Origin of the sequence: Sphingopyxis sp., assembly GCF_040216815.1 — a bacterium.
GTDB lineage: Bacteria > Pseudomonadota > Alphaproteobacteria > Sphingomonadales > Sphingomonadaceae > Sphingopyxis.
Map to the genome: position 1 here is coordinate 21,341 of NZ_JAVJOJ010000008.1, position 19,091 is coordinate 40,431.

General features: G+C 63.8%; 15 protein-coding genes. 8 read left to right on the forward strand and 7 right to left on the reverse strand.

Annotation, left to right across the window (positions count from 1 at the left end):
• Nucleotides 1–11 precede the first annotated feature (11 nt).
• From RIA72_RS10445 to RIA72_RS10465, 5 genes are all read right to left on the reverse strand, one after another.
• Complete coding sequence (locus RIA72_RS10445) at nt 12–1,304, reverse strand: MFS transporter (protein WP_350032119.1); 1,293 nt, start codon at nt 1,302–1,304, stop codon at nt 12–14.
• Nucleotides 1,305–1,437: 133 nt separating this feature from the next.
• Nucleotides 1,438–2,394: an aminotransferase class IV gene (locus tag RIA72_RS10450; protein ID WP_350032120.1), complete on the reverse strand. Its 957-nt coding sequence runs from the start codon at nt 2,392–2,394 to the stop codon at nt 1,438–1,440.
• Between the two features lie 451 nt (nt 2,395–2,845).
• The gene (locus RIA72_RS10455; protein ID WP_350032121.1) at nt 2,846–3,487 is read right to left on the reverse strand and encodes a 2OG-Fe dioxygenase family protein; all 642 of its coding nucleotides are present in this window, start codon (nt 3,485–3,487) and stop codon (nt 2,846–2,848) included.
• A 145-nt stretch (nt 3,488–3,632) separates the two neighbouring features.
• A complete protein-coding gene (locus RIA72_RS10460) occupies nt 3,633–3,977 on the reverse strand; it encodes a RidA family protein (RefSeq protein WP_350032122.1) in 345 nt (114 codons plus the stop codon).
• A 39-nt stretch (nt 3,978–4,016) separates the two neighbouring features.
• The gene (locus tag RIA72_RS10465; RefSeq protein ID WP_350032123.1) at nt 4,017–5,273 is read right to left on the reverse strand and encodes a D-amino acid dehydrogenase; all 1,257 of its coding nucleotides are present in this window, start codon (nt 5,271–5,273) and stop codon (nt 4,017–4,019) included.
• 424 nt (nt 5,274–5,697) lie between these two features.
• Between RIA72_RS10465 and RIA72_RS10470 the strand changes: the two genes are divergently transcribed.
• The 4 genes from RIA72_RS10470 to RIA72_RS10485 all read left to right on the forward strand — a co-directional run bounded on the left by RIA72_RS10470 (nt 5,698) and on the right by RIA72_RS10485 (nt 9,442).
• A complete protein-coding gene (locus tag RIA72_RS10470; protein ID WP_350032124.1) occupies nt 5,698–6,873 on the forward strand; it encodes an acyl-CoA dehydrogenase family protein in 1,176 nt (391 codons plus the stop codon).
• 152 nt (nt 6,874–7,025) lie between these two features.
• A complete protein-coding gene (locus RIA72_RS10475) occupies nt 7,026–7,634 on the forward strand; it encodes a TetR/AcrR family transcriptional regulator (protein ID WP_350032125.1) in 609 nt (202 codons plus the stop codon).
• A 162-nt stretch (nt 7,635–7,796) separates the two neighbouring features.
• Entirely contained in the window at nt 7,797–9,053 is a 1,257-nt protein-coding gene (locus tag RIA72_RS10480; protein WP_350032126.1) for a cytochrome P450, read from the forward strand.
• A 68-nt stretch (nt 9,054–9,121) separates the two neighbouring features.
• Nucleotides 9,122–9,442 carry a 2Fe-2S iron-sulfur cluster-binding protein gene (locus RIA72_RS10485; protein WP_350032127.1) on the forward strand — a complete coding sequence of 107 codons (321 nt, stop codon included), beginning with the start codon at nt 9,122–9,124 and terminating at the stop codon, nt 9,440–9,442.
• Nucleotides 9,443–9,601: 159 nt separating this feature from the next.
• Here the strand turns inward: RIA72_RS10485 and RIA72_RS10490 are convergent, their stop codons facing one another.
• Both RIA72_RS10490 and RIA72_RS10495 read right to left on the reverse strand, forming a co-directional pair.
• Nucleotides 9,602–11,110, reverse strand: coding sequence for a flavin-containing monooxygenase (locus RIA72_RS10490; RefSeq protein WP_350032128.1), 1,509 nt, complete (start codon nt 11,108–11,110; stop codon nt 9,602–9,604).
• A gap of 378 nt (nt 11,111–11,488) precedes the next feature.
• Nucleotides 11,489–12,397, reverse strand: a complete 909-nt coding sequence (locus tag RIA72_RS10495) for an NAD(P)-dependent oxidoreductase (protein ID WP_350032129.1) — start codon at nt 12,395–12,397, stop codon at nt 11,489–11,491.
• Nucleotides 12,398–12,664: 267 nt separating this feature from the next.
• Here RIA72_RS10495 and RIA72_RS10500 point away from each other — a divergent pair, with 267 nt between their 5' ends.
• From RIA72_RS10500 to RIA72_RS10515, 4 genes are read left to right on the forward strand one after another with little or no spacing between them, the layout of a single operon-like run.
• Complete coding sequence (locus RIA72_RS10500) at nt 12,665–13,300, forward strand: TetR/AcrR family transcriptional regulator (protein ID WP_350032130.1); 636 nt, start codon at nt 12,665–12,667, stop codon at nt 13,298–13,300.
• Nucleotides 13,301–13,303: 3 nt separating this feature from the next.
• Nucleotides 13,304–14,431, forward strand: a complete 1,128-nt coding sequence (locus tag RIA72_RS10505; protein WP_350032131.1) for an efflux RND transporter periplasmic adaptor subunit — start codon at nt 13,304–13,306, stop codon at nt 14,429–14,431.
• Between the two features lie 11 nt (nt 14,432–14,442).
• Complete coding sequence (locus RIA72_RS10510; protein ID WP_350032132.1) at nt 14,443–17,529, forward strand: efflux RND transporter permease subunit; 3,087 nt, start codon at nt 14,443–14,445, stop codon at nt 17,527–17,529.
• On the forward strand, nt 17,526–18,941 hold the full coding sequence (locus tag RIA72_RS10515; protein WP_350032133.1) for a TolC family protein: 1,416 nt from the start codon (nt 17,526–17,528) through the stop codon (nt 18,939–18,941). The genes RIA72_RS10510 and RIA72_RS10515 overlap by 4 nt, the downstream gene beginning before the upstream one ends.
• Nucleotides 18,942–19,091: the final 150 nt, after the last annotated feature.

The following is a 19,091-nucleotide window of genomic DNA, read 5'->3' on the forward strand; positions in this document are numbered from 1 at the left end:
CAGGCTCGCGCTCAGCCCTCCTGTCCGGGTTTGATGCGCGCGCCGCGGAGCGTCAGGCTGAACAAGGCGGCGGGAAGATACATGACGGCGACGAGACCGATGAACCCCATGGCGCCGAAACGCTCATATCCCCATCCCGCGACGCCGCCCCCGGCGGCATAGCCAATCTGGAGCGCGAAATACCATCCGCCATATGTCGTCGCGAACGCCGCGGTCCCGAATTGCCGCTTGGTCAAGGTAATCCAGAGCACTTCGCCCGCTCCGAAGGCATAGCCGCAGCTTATCGCCGCAACGAGCGCAAGCCCCGCGCTGCCATTCGTCTGAATTCCGGCGAAGGCAAGAAGGCCCGCGAAGATCGCCGCGGCGATGAGCAGCCCGCTCCAGCGCGCGGGCGCCCGGTCGAGCAGCAGGCCGATCGACGCCGAACCGGTGAGGCTTCCCACGGCGGTCAGGCCGAGAAAGGTCGCGGCCAGCGACGCCGATATTCCCGCGCTCTCGAGAACGAGTTGCTCCTGCGTCAGGACCGCTATCGACGCCATGCCGATGCCGATCACCGAAAGCAGCATCGGCGCCGCGACCCAAAGCTGTACACGGCCGAGTGCCGCACGCCAGTCGAGCACCGCGCCATCTTCTGCCGATGCCTCCGCCGTTTCGGCGTCGCTCGCCGAGACGAGGCCTCCGTCCGGCGCCAGCCCCAAAGCCGACGGCGATGCCGGCCCGCGTGCAAGCAGGCCGATCAGAATGACGGCGGCGACCATCGCCGCAGCGATGATGGCGGCCGCCATACGCCATCCGAAATTCTGAAGGAGGGCATCGGTTGCGGGCGCCATGATGAAGCCGCCCGCGGAACCGCCTGCCCAGATGATCGCCATGGCGGTCGCGAAGCGGCGCGAAAACCATCGCGTCACGATGATCGGAACCGCGATGACCAGCGTCACCTTGCCAATACCCATCATCAGGCGAAGCAGATAGAGCGACTCGATGCTGGATATCAGGGGAAGCATCGCAAAACCTGCCGCCTGCATGAGCAGGCCGGCGAATATGATGTGCCACGGATTGAAACGCCTGATCAGCGGCCCCGACAAAAGCGCCATCGGCGCCGCGAACCACATCGCCGAAACGGCCGCGCCGGTCTGCGTTGCCGACCAGCCATATTCGGCGCCGAGCGGATGGGCGAGAACGATGAAGGAATAGATGCTCACGCCGAAGAGCGCGAGAGTACAAAGGAAGAGCGCAAGGACGATGCGCCACCCGAAATATATGCGCGCAGCGGGCGCTGCCTGCAGGCGCTCGGCTTCGTTCATCGCCGTTTCCATCTGATGATATCCTCCGCTATCGCCCTACGGCCCGAACCCGTGGCCTTGAAACACGACAGCCCTGCCCCGGTCGGACCGGAGCAGGGCTGTCGTCTAGCCGGATGCCTCTCGTCTCCCGGGCTCAGGGATAGTCGATCGCGAAGCTGTATTTGGGATCATAATGCGCTTCCCAATAGCCTTCCCAAATCTGGCGGGTGATCGGGCCGACCTGGCCGCCGCCGACCTGCTTCCCGTCGAGTTCGGTGATCGGCATGACGCCGCCCGCGGTGGTGCAGACGAAGATTTCGTCGGCGTGGTACAGGTCGTCGACCGGGACGAAATCGACGACGGTCTTGTACCCCTTCGCCGCTGCGACCTCGAGCACGGTCTTGCGCGTGACGCCTTCGAGAACCCCGCGCGAGGGCGTCGAGAGCACGCCATCCTTGATCACGCAGACATTATAGCCACCGCCTTCGGTGATATTGCCGTCGCCGTCGGGAAGCAGCGAATAGACCGCGCCGCGGTCCATCGCCTCGAGCCAGCCGCGCACGAAATCGCCCCACTGCAGATTCTTGATCGTCGGATCCATCGCGCCGGGCGGCGTACGCCGCACCGTGCGCGTCACGACCGCCGGCCCGCCGGTCATCTGCATCTCGGGCCGCATCGCCCAGACATAGGGCATGACCATCAGATAGAGATTATTCTCGTACGACTGATATTCGCGGATGAACTTGAGGCCGCGCGTCACGATCAGTTCGACATAGGCATCGCGAATGCCGCTCTTTGCGACCATCTCGACGAGCTTCTCGCGGACCGATGCGCGATCCATCGGCATCTTGAGCCGCATTTTCTCGCAGCTCGCTTCCAGCCTTTCGAGATGGTCGTCGAGCCGGAAGAAGCGCCCGTCCCAGACGGCGGGAACGTCATAGGTCAGATCGGACCGGAGGAAGCCCTGATCGAGGATCGGAATGCGCGCCTCCGCAAGCGGATAGAGCTCGCCCTCGATCCATGCGACACCGCCCGCGAGCGGGTTCGGACTCGCTGCCAATAGCTCGTTGCGCTTCTGGTGAGCGCCCAACACCGCTTCCATCGAATACATGTCCTGCTCCCATCCCTGAACTGCGCCAAGGCGCATCGAATTTCGCGGCCGCCAAGCGACCGGCGTCTGATGCAAAGCTCCGCTATCTCCGGAGCGATGTCAAGAGATAATCAATAAACATCGACTAATTATTATCCTCAGTCCGGAGACCTCCTGCCCTTCCTTGCGCCGTACGCACAGGAGATCGGCGCCTATCCCGACGAGAGACGCCCGGCAGCCCAGACGAGGCGCGCGCTCGGAAACCCGGCTTTCAAAGTCATTTCAAACAGAGGTCGACAATCCGGCCGGCTTGTCATCCGCGTGCGGCCGCCCCCTTCGCTTTTGCTTTCGGTGGCCGCGAGCCCGATCGCAGGCATGACGCATCGCCGGAGACCGCGCCGCCACGAATGAAATTTACAAAATATATATCGACATGGAGCCGCCCGGAGCTGCGGCGCCTCCGGCGCCGGCCTCAGTTCCCCGGCGCGAAGGTGACGACGAGAACATCGCGGTGTCCCCCGGAAACTTTCGCGGCCGCACTTACGGGCGTGACATCGTGGAGGAGCCTGCGGTCGTCGAAGAAAAGCGCCTCGCCCGGCTCGGTCATCGTAAAACTCGCCAAATGGCCGCCGCCAGGTGTCCACAGGCGCGTCACACCCCCATCGACACCATCGCGCGCGATCAGCATCGCAAAGCCGGCCGTGACCCCATCGCGGTGGCGCCCCTCGGGGGTGGGAAGACCGGCATCGCGCCCGGCCGCCTCGATCCGGAACTGGTGCACTTCGGCGCGCCAGCTTTCCACGATCGGTGCCAAGGGAGCATATAGCTCGCGGCAGCATTCGAGAATTCGCGCGAGTATGACGCTGCCGGCCACATCCTCCGACAAAGGCGCAAACCATCGATCGATACCGCCGTTGAGCCTGTTGTGCCCGAGGCTCTGGTAATGCGGCTGCGCGGGAACGGGCGTGATCAGGCGCGAACCTATATGGAAGACGCCATATCGCCGCCGCCGGTAGCTGCCGCCGTCGGCCATATAGGTGTCGAGTGGCATAGCATCCCAACCGCCGGCAAAACGCCGCCAATCGCTTTCGTCGGCGCCGAGCATAGCCTTCATCTCCGCCGCGCCCTGGCGCGCCCACCCGTCCCTCGACAGCCGGCCCGAAATATCCGCCCGCGAGTCCCGCCCATCCTCGCGCTCCGGCACGGCGGCGCCCGCGTCCGGCACGGGTTCAGGTCTTCCGAGTGTCAGCAAAAGGCGGTCATAGCGCCGCAATGGCGATGATCTCGACCTTGTATCCCGGTGCGGCGAGCAGGGACTCACCGGTCGCGCGGGCCGGGGCCTGCCCCTTGGGCACCCAGGCATCCCACACACTGTTCATCTCGGAAAAGTCGGCGATATCCGCAAGCCAGATGGTTGCGCTCAGGAGGCGCGTCTTGTCGGTTCCCGCAGCCGCCAACAGACTGTCGATCTCGCGGAGGACCTCGCGGGTCTGGTCGCCGACGCTCTCGCCGGGCGTCCCCACCTGCCCGGACAGATACACCGTGCCATTGTGGACAACCGCTCCGCTCATCCGCGGTCCCGTATCGATCCGCTTGATTGTCATCGCTATCTTCCTTTCATTTATCGTGACCATGCACCTTGATCAGGCGCTATAGCGCGCGATGCCGAGATCGCGCGTCTCGATTTGCGGCTGCAGCCCGCTGATCATGTCGCTGATCACGCGCGCCGAACCACATGCCATCGTCCACCCGAGCGTTCCATGGCCGGTATTGAGAAAAAGGTTGGGTACAGGCGTCGGGCCGACCACGGGCGTGCTATCGGGCGTCATCGGCCTGAGGCCTGACCAGAAGGTCGCACCTTCAAGGTTTCCGGCCGCAGGGAAAAGGCCCGAAAGCGAGTGTTCGAGCGTGCGGCGGCGACGTTCGGGAAGCTCGGCATTGAACCCCGAGACTTCGGCCATGCCGCCAACGCGGATACGGTCGCCTAAACGCGTGATCGCGATCTTGTAGCTTTCGTCGAGAAGGGTCGAGACCGGCGCACGCGCCTCCTTGATGATGGGAACGGTGATCGAATAGCCTTTGACGGGATAGACCGGCAACCGCAGCCCGAGACTACGCACCAGCCCGGGCGAGTAGCTGCCCAGCGCGACGACGAAGGCGTCGGCCTTGACGACCCCCTTGTCGGTTACGGCGGCTTCGATGCCGCCCGCGCCCCTCACCAGCCGTTCGACCCTTTCCCCGAAACGTAAGGTCGCACCTTGCGATCGCGCGACGTCGGCCAGCGCAGTTGTGAATTTGAAACAATCGCCGGTTTCGTCGGCGGGCAATCGCAGCCCGCCGGCGATGTCCGCAGCGGAGTGCGCCAGCCCCGGCTCGGCCGCCACGCAACCCCGCCGGTCGAGCACCTCGAACGGAACCCCGTCGCGGGCAAGAACGCCGACGTCCTTGGCAATACCGTCGAGCTGCGCCTCGGTGCGGAACAGTTGCAGCGTGCCCTGCATGCGCTCGTCATAGGCGATACCGGTGGCTTCCCGGACTTCCCGAAGCTGGTCGCGGCTATATTCGGCGAGCCGGACCATGCGCGCCTTGTTCTCGACGTAGCGCCGCGCCGTGCAATTGCCGAGGAGAGCGACGAGCCAAGACAGCATCGAACAGTCGAACCGCGGTTTGAGGATCAGCGGCGCATGTTCCATGAAGAGCCACTTGAGCGCCTTGCGGGGCACGTCGGGCGCCGCCCAGGGCGAGGCATATCCCGGCGATATCTCGCCCGCGTTAGCGAAGCTCGTTTCCAGACCCGCCCCCTGCTGTCGGTCGATCAGCGTGACCTCGTGACCGGCAAGCGAAAGATAATAGGCACTCGTCACCCCGATGACGCCGCCGCCCAATATCGCCACTTTCATCGTCGGCACTCCCATTTCGCACCACCCGGGCGATTCGGACCCGGCCGTGGACCGCGGCGTTTCGCGCTCTCCTTCATCCCTGCCCCTTTCACCGAATCGCCTTCAGGCATCCTATCCAGCCATGCCCGTATAATCGATTTATATCGATAATATTCGCCTCGCCGTCAAGAATGTTGAAATCCGCGTCGAGTTCCTTCCCTTGCACATGATCCGAAAGACGCTATATTTGCTGGCGATTTTCCGGAGGACGGATATAGAACACCCCGAAGGGGCCGGTTCGTTGACGCGGCACATATTATTAGATATAAATCGATAATAGATGAAATTGCCTGTGCGGAGGAACTGCCGCGATCGACCGGGAGGCCTGTCAATTGATCGACGCGATGTCGCGAAGGTGCCTCCACATGTCTCGCACAGCCCGGCCATGACCGCGTTCGACTGGGAAGATGCGTTCTGCCTCGAGTCCCAGTTGGAGCCCGACGAGCGGATCGTTCGCGACGCCGCGCGTGCCTTTGCGCAGGAATGTTTGCTTCCCTGCGTGAACGAGGATTTCGGCGACGATTATTCGGATCCGGCATTGTTCCGGGAAATGGGCGAACATGGGCTGCTCGGGGTCGTGATGCCCGAAGCCTTCGGATGCGCTGGAGCGTCCTATGTCGCCTATGGTCTCGTGGCCCGCGAGATAGAGCGCGTCGACACCGGCTATCGTTCGATGATGAATGTCCAGTCGAGCCTCGCCATGTATCCCATCCTTCGCTATGGCTCGCCCGAACAGCGCACGCGGTACCTGCCCGCGCTCGCCCGGGGCGAGCTGATCGGATGCTTCGGCCTCACCGAACCCGGATCGGGGTCGGATGCGAGCGCGATGGAAACGCGCGCGGTCAACATCGACGGCGGCTACCGGCTTGTCGGGCAGAAGACCTGGATTTCGAACGCCCCGATCGCCGACCTGTTCATCGTCTGGGCACGAAGCGAAGCCCATGGCGGAGCCATACGCGGCTTCATCATCGAGAAAGGCGCCAAGGGCCTGTCGACGAAGAAGATACGCAACAAGCTTTCGATCCGCACATCGATCAACGGCGAGATCCACCTCGACGATGTCGTCGTCGGCCGCGACGCGATCTTGCCAACCGCGATCGGGCTTCGGGCTCCCCTCGACTGCGTCAATCGCGCCCGATACGAGATTTCCTGGGGCGTCATGGGCGCGGCCGAAAGCTGTTACGCGGCCGCACGCCAATATGGTCTCGATCGCCGCCAGTTCGGGCGGCCGCTCGCCGCGACGCAGCTCTATCAAAAGAAGCTTGCCGACATGGCGACCGAGATCGGCCTCGGCCTTCAGGCGTCGCTTCGGGTGGGCCGCCTCATCGATGCGCATGAATATTCGCCCGAAATGATCTCGATCATCAAGCGGAACAATGTCGGCAAGGCGCTCGACATCGCACGCAAGGCCCGGGACATGCTCGGAGGCAACGGAATTTCGGCGGGTTTCGATGTCATTCGCCACATGAACAACCTCGAGGCCGTGAGCACTTACGACGGAACCGACGACATCCACGCGCTCATTCTGGGCCGCGCGATCACCGGCATTTCGGCGTTCTAGCGATCTCCTGGAACCCCGGGCAGACGGGCGGGGAGCGGAAAAGACAAGAATCTTCCGCCGCAGCGCCTGCCACCCGCTCCTGCCACGTGGACGGTTGACACTTCCCCGCGCTTCGCCCGATGGAAGCGCCCGGACAGGAGCGGGCGGACGTCGTGCCAAATATAGCGAACCCCAAAAGACGATATGACAATTCCGAACAGGGACGGCGCGACGAGGTCGCCCTCGCGACATCGAATGTGATCGCGCGGGTCGGCCTCGAAGGCACGTCGATGCGCGAAATTTCGCAGGAAATGGGCGTCAGCACGGGCGTGCTCACCTATCATTTCCGCAACAAGGAAGAATTGCTCGATTTCGTCTTCGACAATATGGTCGAACTTCTCGAAGATCGGCGTCATTTCGATATCTTCGAATCCGTCGAGGCATTCCGCGACGCCCTCCTTGCCTCCATGCCGTCGACCGAAGAATTGCGACGCTGGTGGAAAGTCTGGCTGGCCTTCACGACCGGAGCCTATTCGCGACCGGCGCAGCGGATGCGGCAGATCGATCTCAGCAACCGGGTCAATGCGACCTGGAGAGCCAGTCTGGAGCGATTGCGCGATCTGGGTTTGCTACGCCCCGATATCGACATCGACCATGAGACAGCTACCCTCGGCTATCTTTTCGACGGCATGGGCCTCAACGGGGTCTATTATCCGGACCTCCCCGCGGCCGAACACCACAAAGCCGTCATCGACGCGTTTTTCTCCCGCATCCGGGCCTGATCCCGACCTCTCGCAGAAGCAGGATTGACGGCAGCACCATATTGTGAGATCAACATTACAACAGTTGTAATAATATGAGATGCAACGCCACTCCGGTTGGGCGTTCCGGTAACCGTTCGCGCAGGACGGGCGCCGAACCGATACGGAAAGAGGAGAGATTCCATGGGCACAGACCTAGCACATGCACGTGCGGAAGCGCACGAACGAGCGAACTCCGTGCCGCTCGACGCGATCAATCTCACCGACACCGCGCTATGGGCGAGCGATTCGGTACTCCCCTATTTCGAGCGCCTGCGACATGAGGATCCGGTGCATTATCATCCGTCCGGGCAACATCCCGGCGGCGCCTATTGGTCGGTCACGAGATTCCACGACATCGTCGCGGTCGACAGCGACCATAATAATTTCTCGTCGAGCCCCAATATCACGCTCGACGATGATTTCGCACCAGGCTTCATCGCAATGGACCCGCCGAAGCACGACGTCCAGCGCAAGGCCGTCACCCCGTCGGTCTCGCCGGGCCGTCTGCGCGATCTCGAACCGCTCATCCGCAGCAGGATGCAGAAATGCCTCGACGACCTACCTGTCGGCGAGCCGTTCGACTGGGTCGACAAGGTCTCGATCGAGCTCACCGGACAAATGCTCGCGACCCTGTTCGATTTCCCGTTCGAGGACCGCCGAAAACTGACCTATTGGTCGGACATGATCTCGGCCGACCCGACGAGCCCGTTATACACACCGGACAATTGGCAGGCCGAGTTTCAGGCGGTGATGGACGAGGCCTATTCAGTGTTCATCGAGCTCTGGAACGAGCGGGCGGACGCCGAGCCGCGCGACGATCTCATCTCGATGATGGCGCACAGCCCGGCGATGAAGGACATGAGCCCCGAAGAATATCTGGGCAACCTGATGCTCCTCATCGTCGGCGGCAACGACACGACGCGCAATTCGATGACCGGCTCGGTCTATGCCATGCACAGGTTTCCCGAGCAGCGCGCGAAGCTCGACCGCGACGCGGCGCTGTTGCCCTCGATGATATCGGAGACGATCCGCTGGCAGACGCCGCTGGCCTATATGCGCCGGACCGCGACCGGCGACGTCGAACTCGGCGGCAAGACGATTCGCGAGGGCGACAAGGTCGCCATGTGGTATCTGTCGGGCAACCGCGACGAAACGGTTATCGACCGGCCGAACGATTATCTGATCGACCGCCCCAACGCGCGCCGCCATCTGTCGTTCGGGTTCGGAATCCACCGCTGCGTCGGCAACCGGCTCGCCGAACTTCAGCTGAAGATACTCTGGGAAGAAATCGCGACACGCTTTCCCGAGATCGTCGTGACCGCGGAGCCCGAGCGCGTGCCGAACAGCTTCGTTCGCGGCTATACTTCGATGCAGGTCGTCATTCCCCGGCGGCTCTGAGCGCCGTCGCACTTCCTGTTCTCCACCACTCAGAAAGAGGCGCGCGCCTGACGGCGCGCGAGCGGACAATGACCAAGATCATATTTGTCGAACATGATGATACCGTCCACACGATCGAAGCCGAAGACGGGGTCTCCGTGATGGAGGCGGCGAAGAATAACGACGTGCCTGGAATCGACGCCGATTGCTTCGGCGCCTGCGCCTGCGCGACCTGTCACGTCTATGTCGATCCGGCATGGTTCGAAAGGACCGGCGAACGCAGCGCAATGGAGAATGACATGCTCGAAATCGCCGAAGGCGTCGAAGCCAATTCGCGCCTCGCTTGCCAGATCATGATCGACGCCTCGCTCGACGGGCTGACAGTCCGAATGCCCGAAAGCCAGCACTGACCGGCGCCGATCGCCGTCGATGCCGGGCTGCGCTTGCGCCCGGCATCCTGCGCATGAGGGATTGCCACCTGCCCGTCGGAACGCCCGTGAAGATATTCGGCACGCGGGCCGCCACCCCGAAAGCTGCATCGCCCGAGAATGGAACCCGCCGTTCGGCGGCTAGGCTGCGCGGCCCGACTGGTAGATAAACTCCGCGCCGGACAGGTCGATTTGCGGTAACTCTTCGCGTTCCCGCCAATAATCCTGATTGTGCATCCACTCCGGCTTGTCGCCGCGCACCGGCATCTCCGCCAATCCCCGCACGATGTAGCCCGGGTTGAAATTCTCGCCATCGATCCAGGGCAGCAAGGACATGTCGCGATCTTCCTCGCGCAACGCGACTTCTACCTTGCGCATGCCGCGCCGGTCCATTTCCGCCAGAAGCTTGCAGACGAAGTCGGCGACCAGATCGACCCGCAAGGTCCAACTCGCACGGAAATAGCCCATAATCCAGACGAGGTTCGGCACGCCCGTGAACATCATTCCCCGATAGTTCACGGTTTCGTGCCAGTCGACGGGTCGCCCGTCGACCTCGAACTCGATCTTGCCCATCATCAGCAACCGGAAGCCGGTGGCGGCAACGACGATATCGGCCTCGAGCTCTTCGCCCGATTTCGTCACGATTCCCGTGCGGGTGAAGCGATCGATTTCGTCAGTGACGACATTCGCGCGCCCGCTGCTGACGGCCTGGAAGAGATCGCCGTCGGGGCAATAAGCGAGCCTCTGCTGCCAGACGCGATAGCGCGGCACGAAATGCGGATCGAACTCGAAGTCTTCGCCGGCATAGTCGCGAATGGCGCCCTTGAGCTCGTCGAAAAGTACCTCGGGTTCCTCGACGGCGCGGCGCGCCAGAAGTTCCTGGTCATGAAGGACTTCGGCACGCACGACGCGGTGGATCGTAGGTTCGTCGATACCGATTTCGCGCAGCCTGTCGGCAAGCTCGTTCTTGTTCGGAGCACAATAGAAATAGGTCGGCGAGCGCTGCAACATGGTGACCTGCGCCGCCTTCTCGGCAAGCGCGGGTACGAGCGTCGCCGCCGTTGCACCCGAACCGATGACGACGACCCGCTTGTCCGTATAATCCAGTTCGGGGTCCCACTGCTGCGGATGGATGATCCGCCCCGCGAAGTCGTCCATCGCGGGCCATTCGGGGAGGTAGGGCTTGTCGTGATCGTAATAGCCCTGGCACATCCAGAGGAAATTTGCGGCGAAGACTATCTTTTTGTCGTCACCATTGCGGACCGCTTCGACCAGCCAGCTTGAATCCGGGCTGCTCCAACGGCAGGTCAGGACGCGGTGACCATATAGGATCCTGTCGGCGAATCCGCCCTCTTCGATCGCTTCCTCAAGATAGCGCAGGATTTCGCTGCGGCCCGCGACGGGCGGGCCGACCCATGGCTTGAACCTGTAGCCGAAGGTGTAGAGGTCGGAATCGGACCGGGCGCCGGGATAGCGATGGGTATCCCACGTCCCCCCGTAGCTGTTCTTCGCTTCGAGGATCAGGAAATCCTTCTCCGGAAGCTGCTGGCTGAGATGATGGGCCGCGCCGATGCCGGAAATCCCGGCGCCGATGATCAAGACGTCTACCCGGATGATGTCCCCGGCAACTTCCTCCGCGATATTGCTCATATTTTGCTTTCCGCTTCCAGCACCTGTCGGCCCGCTCCCGTCCTGCCGGATCAATGCAGCGCTTTTGAATAGCGGCGCATATTCCTCGCCATTGCGGCCACCTTAATGCCGCAGAACCGCAGCTGCAATATTTTTCGATAAATATCGGTTCTATATGCGCAGAAACGGCTCAAACATGAAGAGAGGGTGCCGAATTCCGGCCAATATGGCGATAAAAATTCTATAAACCCAGCTCTAACGCCCGGAACATGTCCGTGCGGGTCCGCCTCGCCGAAGGAAGCGTAAGGTCACAGGCAGGAAATTGTCCGAAGCTTTCCCGGGAGCTTCACCGCGGCGCACGCCTGTCGCCGAGTGCAATTAAGCATACCGCCCGCGACTTTACTCTGTGAATGCCTCTGGGGGCGCGAAGATTTTCGTCGTGGCCGCTATGTCCGCCTCCCCGTGGCCCTCGCGCTGCGCGCGGCGGACCACCTCGCACACGGCGTCGAAAATCGGCGTCGAAGCGCCCTGCGACTGCATATAGTCCCTGATATAGGTAAAGCCGGCCTCATGAACATCGATCGTCGCCTGGTCGCCCGCAAACCCGGCTCCCTCGAAACGGCAAATAGCGTCCTCGATCGCGTCGGCCGCGAAGAAGCGCGAAGCGTCGTTGATCTGCCGGGCCATCTGGCGAACGGGCAGGCCCATGCGATGCGCCGCGCCCGCGACCTCAAAGAACGAAAGCATAGCCGTGAAGGTCTGGGCGTTGATCGCGGTCGCGAAAGCATAAGCTTCCTTCCACGGAAGGAAGATCGCGTGGCCGGCGAGCAGCTCGAGGATTTCACGATGATCCTCGAAGGCGCCCGGATCGCCGGTATGGATGCAATAGCTCTCGGGATGACCGATGTTGCGCGGGTAGGACATGATCGTCCCCTTGACGAGACGCGCGCCGGCCCCCGCAACCAGCTTTTGCAATTCCTGGCCTTCTTCCGCGCTGCCCGAACTATAATTGACGATGGTGCGCCCGGCGAGCGCACCGGAAGCGCGTAATGCGCCGAGCGTTTCGCGAGCGACCTCGCTGTTGAGCAGCACCAGTATCGATACCGGACTGGCCCTGAGCGCATCTTCGGCCGTATCGGAGATATGGACGCCGCTCGCGCGCAGACCTTCCGCCTTGCCAGGGGACCGGTTCCAGACCGCGACGCGCCTTCCCCTTTCCGTCAGCGTGCGTGCGATGATCGTTCCCATCGCGCCCAGCCCCAGAACGGATACATCGAAACCGGAGCTGCCACTGTTCTGTTCGCGCAAGATTTATCCTCCCAAAGCGCGAGCCGGCCACGCCAAACAAAGCTCTCATGCGACTCTTCGCGCCTCCTCCTTCTTACAGGCCCGGAAGATGATCGCAAACATTTTCGATAAATATCGTTTATGATTGCAATGCCTGCCAGGCCATACCGCATTCCCATGATGGCAATTCGGCGATACGGACGCGTCCATCGCCCACCGCCTTCGTGCCCGCGAGACCGGCGAATGGGATCTGTTGACATAAGTGAGTGATCGTTTATATATATCCATATGAACGATTCGCACCTCTCTACTACCCGCGGCCGCCCCGTGAACGAGGAAGCTCGCCTCGAACGCATGCGAAAGATTCTCGCCGGCGCCCGCGCCTGCTTCGTGCGTTCGGGTTTCCATGCCTCCTCGATCGCAGAGATCAGCGCCGCGGCCGGTGTCAGCACGGCCAACATCTATCAATATTATCCCAACAAGGATGCATTGATCCTGGCCCTCATCGAGGAAGACCTGGAGGTCGACCTTCAACTCATCGGCATGATCGGCCGAACCGATTTCTCGTCCCACGCGGTGCAGCAGATTCTCGAACCCTTTCTCTATTCCGAGAGCGGCCGCGCCGTCGCCGCGCTACGGGCCGAAATCATCAGCGAAGCGGCGCGCAACGCCACAGTCATGGCAATGGTCGCCTCGAACGATGCCAAATCGATCGCCGCCATCGCCCGCGCCATCGAGCAGGCGAAGACGAATGGCCTGGTCGGGAAGAGTGTCGACAGCGACGCGGTGGCCGAGCAGATGGGGCTCATGTTCGAAGCGATCCTGCGGCAGATATTGATCGCCCCCGATCGCAGCCGACACATCTTCGCGCACTATCTCGCCCATATCGATGCCGTTTTATCCCCTTCCGAAAGAAAGCCCTGACCCATGACGAAACGTCATCTCGCCGCCCTTCGGCGCTTCTATTATATAAATAAACAGTCCTGTATATTAATTGGAGGCGTCCTTGGCGCCGGCGCGCTTTGGAGCGCAACCGCCCTCGCTTTTTCGGCAATCGACGAAGACCAGGTCGCCGAGACACGCGCCTTCGTCGCGGCGGCGGAGGTGCGCGGCGATGCCGCCGCCGAGGACTCGCTGACCGGCATTGTCCAGTCGGCGACGCCGTTTCAGGCGGGCAGCGTCGACGGTGGACGCGTCGTCCGGCTTCTTGCCCAGATCGGAGACAGGGTCGCGGCGGGAACCCCGCTGGCGGTCCTCGACGGAACCGGTGCGGCGCTCCGCGTCAAACAGGCCCAGGGCGAGCTCGATCGCGCTGCCGCGATCGCAGCCGAGCGCGCTACCGCCGCGGCGCGCGCCGCTGAGCTGGTCCCGACAGGCACCGTATCGGAGGCCGAGCGATCAGCGATCGAGGCCGAAGCGCGCGCTGCCACGGGCGCCTTGCGCGCGGCGAGGGCCGGCCTCGGACTCGCCCAGGATGCAGCCGGGCAGCGCATCGTCCGCGCTCCGGGATCCGGCGTCGTAGCCGGCCGCAATATCGAGGTGGGCGGGGTTGCCGCGCCCGGCCAGATCTTGTTCGTCATCGAGGGCGGCGGTGGTCGTCAAATACTCGCGGCGGTTCCCCAGAAACTCGCCGACCGGGTCAAGCCCGGCAATCGCGTGCGCTACAGCAGCGAAACCGGTGCCGGCGAAGCCGAGGTCATCGGCGTATCTCCGCGCGTCGAGGACGGCGGCGTCGTTCCCGTCCGCCTCGCGATCCGGAGCGGTCAGCCGATGCCCGGTGCGATCGTCCGGCTGACAATGACGGTGGAAAGCAGCGGGGCCGGCGTCGTCCGCGTCCCGGCCACCGCCGTCCAGGTCCAGCGCAACGGCAGCCGTTTTGTCTACCGTATCGGCAGCGAGGGCCGCATCGTGCGCGTTCCGGTGACCCTCATCGCCCTCACCGGCAGCGACGCGCGCGTAACCGCCGCCCTGCCTCTCGGCGCGCGCGTTGTGGAAGCCGGCGGTGCCTTCGTCCGGCATGGCCAGCGCGTGCTGATCGCCAAACCCGGCACCTGAAGGAAACGACCATGTCCCTCGCCAAACCCGCGTCGCTGACCGGCGCCGCGATCGCGCGCCCGCGCTTCGTCCTCATCACCGCGATCATCATGTGCCTCGTCGGCCTCGTCGCTCTGCTCGATTTCCCCGCGACGGAAGAGCCGAGCGTGACTTTGCGTATGGCGACCGTCGACGCCTATCTGCCCGGGGAATCGCCCGAGCGTATCGAGAAGGCAGTCGCCCGCCCGATCGAAGAGGCGATCCGCGGTCAAAGCGAAGTCATGACCATCGATACGCAGATCCGGCCGGGCAGCGTCCTGGTCTATGTATCGCTGCACGAGAATGTCGCCGCGCAACAGGTTCCGGCGGTGTGGCAGAAGATCCGCTCGCGCCTTGCCGAGGTACAGCCCTCGCTGCCCTTGGGCACCATAGGCCCTCGCCTGAATGATGACTTCGGCCGCGTGGCGGTCCGGACAATCGCGGTGACTGGTCAAGGCTATAGCGCGAGCCAGCTCGAACTCTGGGCGAAGCATATCCGCAATCAGCTCCAGGCGGTCGAGGGTGTCGCGACGATATCGCTGCATGGCGTGCGCAAGGACGTCGCCTATGTCGAACTCAATCCCGAGTTTCTACGCAACGCCGGCACCAGCGTATCGGCGGTGGCGCGCGCGCTGTCGGAGCGCGAACAGCTCGCCCCGACGGGCCAACTGTCGCAGGGCGGGCTCGCAATCGCGATCCAGACCGGAGACCGGGTCCGGACATCGAGCGAACTCGCCGCCATTCCCATCCCCGTTGGCGAGGGCGTCGTGCCGCTGGGGTCGCTGGGCACGATCCGCCAGGTACCGCAGGATCCGCCGCAAGGCGGCGCCTATTTCAACGGCAAGCCCTCGGTCGTCCTCGGGGTTTCGATGGCGAACGGCCTCAATGTTCTGAGCTTCGCCGACGCGATCGACACCCGGCTCGCGGAGATCCGGAAGACGCTGCCCGCGGGGCTCCATATCGACACGATCACCGATCAGGCGAGCGTGGTGAAGAAGGAGTTGACGAAGGTTGGTCAGGTCTTCGTCGAAACCGTGATCGTCGTGCTCGCCGTCGTCATGCTCTTCCTTGGCTGGCGGAGCGGGCTGGTCACGGGAACTATCGTGCCCATGACGGTACTCGGCACCGCGATCATCATGATGGCGATGGGCATCGAACTTCACCAGATATCAATCGCGGCGATCATCATCGCGCTCGGAATATTCGTCGACAACGGCATCGTCGTCGTCGAGGACTATCAACGCCGGCTGAGCGAAGGCGAAGAGCGTCTTCCGGCCGCTCGCGTCGCGGGCGAGACGATGTTCGCACCGCTGCTCGTGTCGTCGCTGGCGATCATCATCGCCTTCGTTCCTCTCGTCGCGGGCGAGACCGAGACGGGCGAATATATGCGCAGCCTCGGCATCGTGCTCGCGATCACGCTCCTCCTTTCGCTGCTGCTCGCGCTGACCGTCACGCCGCTCCTCGCGCTCCGCTATATCGGCGCCGACGCCCACCATGACGAAGAAGCGGGTACGCTCGGACGCATCAAGCGCTTTTATGGCGGGCTGGTCGGCAAGATTCTCGCCGGGCCGGGACGCGTCGCGGCGGGGATGACCGGATTGCTGGCCGGTGCGCTCGTCCTGATGCAGTTCGTGCCGCAGGAACTGCTTGCGCCCTCGGCCCGCAAGCAGATCCAGATGCCGATCGAACTCGCCCCGTCAGCGACCGCGGAAGAGACGATGAAAACGGCTGCACGCATTTCGGCGCTGCTCAACGATCGCAAGCTGTTCCCGGACGTCGCCAGCCACATCACCTATGTCGCCGATGGCGGCCCGCGTTTCATTCTCGGGTTGAACCCGCCCTCGCCCACGCTCAACCGGGCCTATGCGATCATCAATCTCGACAAGGACGCCGACGTCGATGCCGCGATCGCGCGGATCGACCGGACGCTGCAACCGCGCTTTCCCGAGGCGAGGCTCGATACCAAGCGCTTCTTTTTGGGGTCGGCAGAGACAGGCGTTGCGGTGTTCCGCCTCACTGGTCCGGATCGCGCAGTGCTCGAACGATCGGCCGAACGGCTGAAGGCCGAGCTCGACACCGTCGAAGGCATGGTCCGCGTCAAGACCACGCTCGAGGGATCGCTCCTTCGCCTTACCGTCAGTGTTGACCAGGCCAAGGTCGCCGCGGCGGGGCTGTCGAATGCCGCAGTCTTCTCTGCGATCAACGCGATCCAGGACGGTTCGCTCGCGACGGTGATCCGCGACGGCGACATCGAGATACCGGTGATCGTCCGCGCCGACCGCGGCGATCGCGCGACGATCGAACGACTGAACTCGCTGCCGGTCGGTCCGACCCAATCGGGAATTTCGCTCGGATCGGTCGCGCATATCGAACTTGCCGACCAGGCTTCGCTGATGACCCGGCGCAATCTCCTGCCGGTGGTCGAAGTGACCGCGCGCCATCGCGATATGACCGCGCAGGATATTGTCGACCGCGTCGCGCCGGGCTTCGCGAAACTCGGATTGCCGGCGGGCCACAAGGTGACCTTCGGCGGCGAGATCGATGCAAGCGAAAAGGCCAACGCAGGCCTCAACCGTTTCGCGCCGCTCGCGCTCGTTGCCATGTTCCTGCTCTTCCTGTGGCAGTTCGGCAGCCTGCGAAAGACGCTGATCGTGCTCGCCTCGATGCCCTTCGTCGTGATCGGTGCGACGCTCGGCCTCTTCCTGTCAGGGCAGCCGCTGAGCTTCACGGCGACGATCGGCATTCTCGCGCTGATGGGGATCATCGTGAACAATGCGGTGCTTCTCCTCGGACAGATTGCCGACGACCGCAAGGCGGGCATGGATCTCATGGCGGCGATCGCCCACTCGGCCGAGCTTCGCCTGCGCCCGATCGTGATGACGAAGCTCGCCTGCATCGCCGGCCTCGTCCCGCTCTATATCTTCGGCGGCGATCTGTGGCGACCGATGGCCGCCGCCATGATCGGCGGCATCGCCCTCGGCACGCTCATCACCCTCGTCCTCATCCCCGCGCTGTACGCGCTCGCCTTCCGCAAGAAGTCGGACGACATGGCGCAGCCCCTCTCTGGAGATATGACATGATCCGTTCAAAGCCCGCCGCGGCGTCCTGTCTCGCGCTCCTGCTCGCCGCCTGCGCGGGCCCGCAGATCGAGAAGCCCGCCCCCCTGCCCGCACCGCCCGCCGGCTGGTCGACCGGAACGGGCATCAGCGCGGAAGCGCCGCGGCTCGACTGGTGGACCGAACTCGGCGAGCCCGAACTCGATCGCCTTGTCGAACTCGCATTGCGCAACAATGCCGATCTTCGCGCGGCGTCGGCAAATCTCAAGGCAGCGCGCGCGCTGGTGCGCGAAGCAAGGGCCGCGAAACTACCGGTCGGCAGCGTCGACGCCTCCGTGTCGCGTTCGCGAACCGCGGGCGCATCGCTCCAGCTCGATACTGTAGGCGGACCCGAAGTCTTGCCGAGCCAGACACTCATCGACGGCGGCGTTTCGCTCAACTGGGAACTCGACCTTGCGGGTCGCCTCGCCGCAACCGCGGACGCGGCGGTAGCCCGCGGCGAGCAGGAGGCATGGGTGCGGCGCGGCGTCGAAGCCTCGGTCGCCGCCTCGGTCGTGCGCGCCTGGGCCGACCTCGCAGAGAGCGACGAGCGGCTCGTCCTCTTGGCCGAACGCCGCAGCCTGCTTGCCGATATCGCCGCACGGCTCGGCCAGGCCCGCAATATCGGCGGGATCCGGCAGGATGATCTCGTCGAGGCCGAACGGGCTCTTGGCGCGCTCGATGGCGAGCGCCTCGCTCTCGAACTCGCGCGCCGCAACGCGCTTCGCCGTCTCGCGACGCTGACGGGCACGCCGGCTCCCGACGGCGTCCGGAATTTCGCAAACCTCAAGACCCGTGCGCTTCCGGCGCCGCAGTTCGTCCGCGCGGGCAATCCCGAGCGCATCCTGCGCCTGCGGCCCGATGTGGCGGCCGCCGAGCAGGAGCTGTTGCAGGCGCTGGCCCGAATCAAGATCGCGCAGGCTGATCTCTATCCGCGGCTCAGCCTGTTCGGGTCGGCGGGTGTGAGCGCGGTTCCCGGCCGCCTGACCGACGAAGGCGCGCTTCGCTTCGGAATCGGCCCGATGCTGAGCTGGGGGCTGTTCGACATGGACCGGATCCGGGCGAGGATCCGGGCGGAGGGCGCTTCGGCCGAGGCCGCCGGGGCCCGCTGGGAAGCCAGCTTCATGAAGGCGCTTGAGGAAACCGATGCCGCGCTCGATTTGTTCGACGCGGCCAGAAGGACTGCAGCCATGGCACGCGACGATCTTGCGCTCGCTACCCGGCTCGCCGAACTTGCCGGGACACGGCACCGGGCTGGCCAGGACAGCTATCTGAAAGCGGCAATGCGCCGCGACGCGCGGCTTGTGGCAGCGAACCAAACACTTCGCGCAGAAACGGCCGCGCTGTCGGCGTGGATCGATGTTCAGACGGCGCTGGGCGCGGGCTGGAGGAACTAGGCTGTATCGAGCCCGGCCCTGGCAGCAACCTCGAAAGTGCCGCGCCAGAGTGCCCCGCCAGGTTGCCGGCCATCCTGCAGCGCGGTGATGGGTGAGATTACCAGTTTCCGGGTCCTGGCTGTCCTTCCCGGTGCCGACACCCCGGCGGAA

Bases quoted from the DNA above. Each gene is read 5' to 3' on its own strand.
- RIA72_RS10445 (WP_350032119.1), bottom strand. From the start codon at position 1,304: ATGAACGAAGCCGAGCGCCTGCAGGCAGCGCCCGCTGCGCGCATATAT.
- RIA72_RS10450 (WP_350032120.1), bottom strand. From the start codon at position 2,394: ATGTATTCGATGGAAGCGGTGTTGGGCGCTCACCAGAAGCGCAACGAG.
- RIA72_RS10455 (WP_350032121.1), bottom strand. From the start codon at position 3,487: ATGAAGGCTATGCTCGGCGCCGACGAAAGCGATTGGCGGCGTTTTGCC.
- RIA72_RS10460 (WP_350032122.1), bottom strand. From the start codon at position 3,977: ATGACAATCAAGCGGATCGATACGGGACCGCGGATGAGCGGAGCGGTT.
- RIA72_RS10465 (WP_350032123.1), bottom strand. From the start codon at position 5,273: ATGAAAGTGGCGATATTGGGCGGCGGCGTCATCGGGGTGACGAGTGCC.
- RIA72_RS10470 (WP_350032124.1), top strand. From the start codon at position 5,698: ATGACCGCGTTCGACTGGGAAGATGCGTTCTGCCTCGAGTCCCAGTTG.
- RIA72_RS10480 (WP_350032126.1), top strand. From the start codon at position 7,797: ATGGGCACAGACCTAGCACATGCACGTGCGGAAGCGCACGAACGAGCG.
- RIA72_RS10485 (WP_350032127.1), top strand. From the start codon at position 9,122: ATGACCAAGATCATATTTGTCGAACATGATGATACCGTCCACACGATC.
- RIA72_RS10490 (WP_350032128.1), bottom strand. From the start codon at position 11,110: ATGAGCAATATCGCGGAGGAAGTTGCCGGGGACATCATCCGGGTAGAC.
- RIA72_RS10500 (WP_350032130.1), top strand. From the start codon at position 12,665: ATGAACGATTCGCACCTCTCTACTACCCGCGGCCGCCCCGTGAACGAG.
- RIA72_RS10505 (WP_350032131.1), top strand. From the start codon at position 13,304: ATGACGAAACGTCATCTCGCCGCCCTTCGGCGCTTCTATTATATAAAT.
- RIA72_RS10510 (WP_350032132.1), top strand. From the start codon at position 14,443: ATGTCCCTCGCCAAACCCGCGTCGCTGACCGGCGCCGCGATCGCGCGC.
- RIA72_RS10515 (WP_350032133.1), top strand. From the start codon at position 17,526: ATGATCCGTTCAAAGCCCGCCGCGGCGTCCTGTCTCGCGCTCCTGCTC.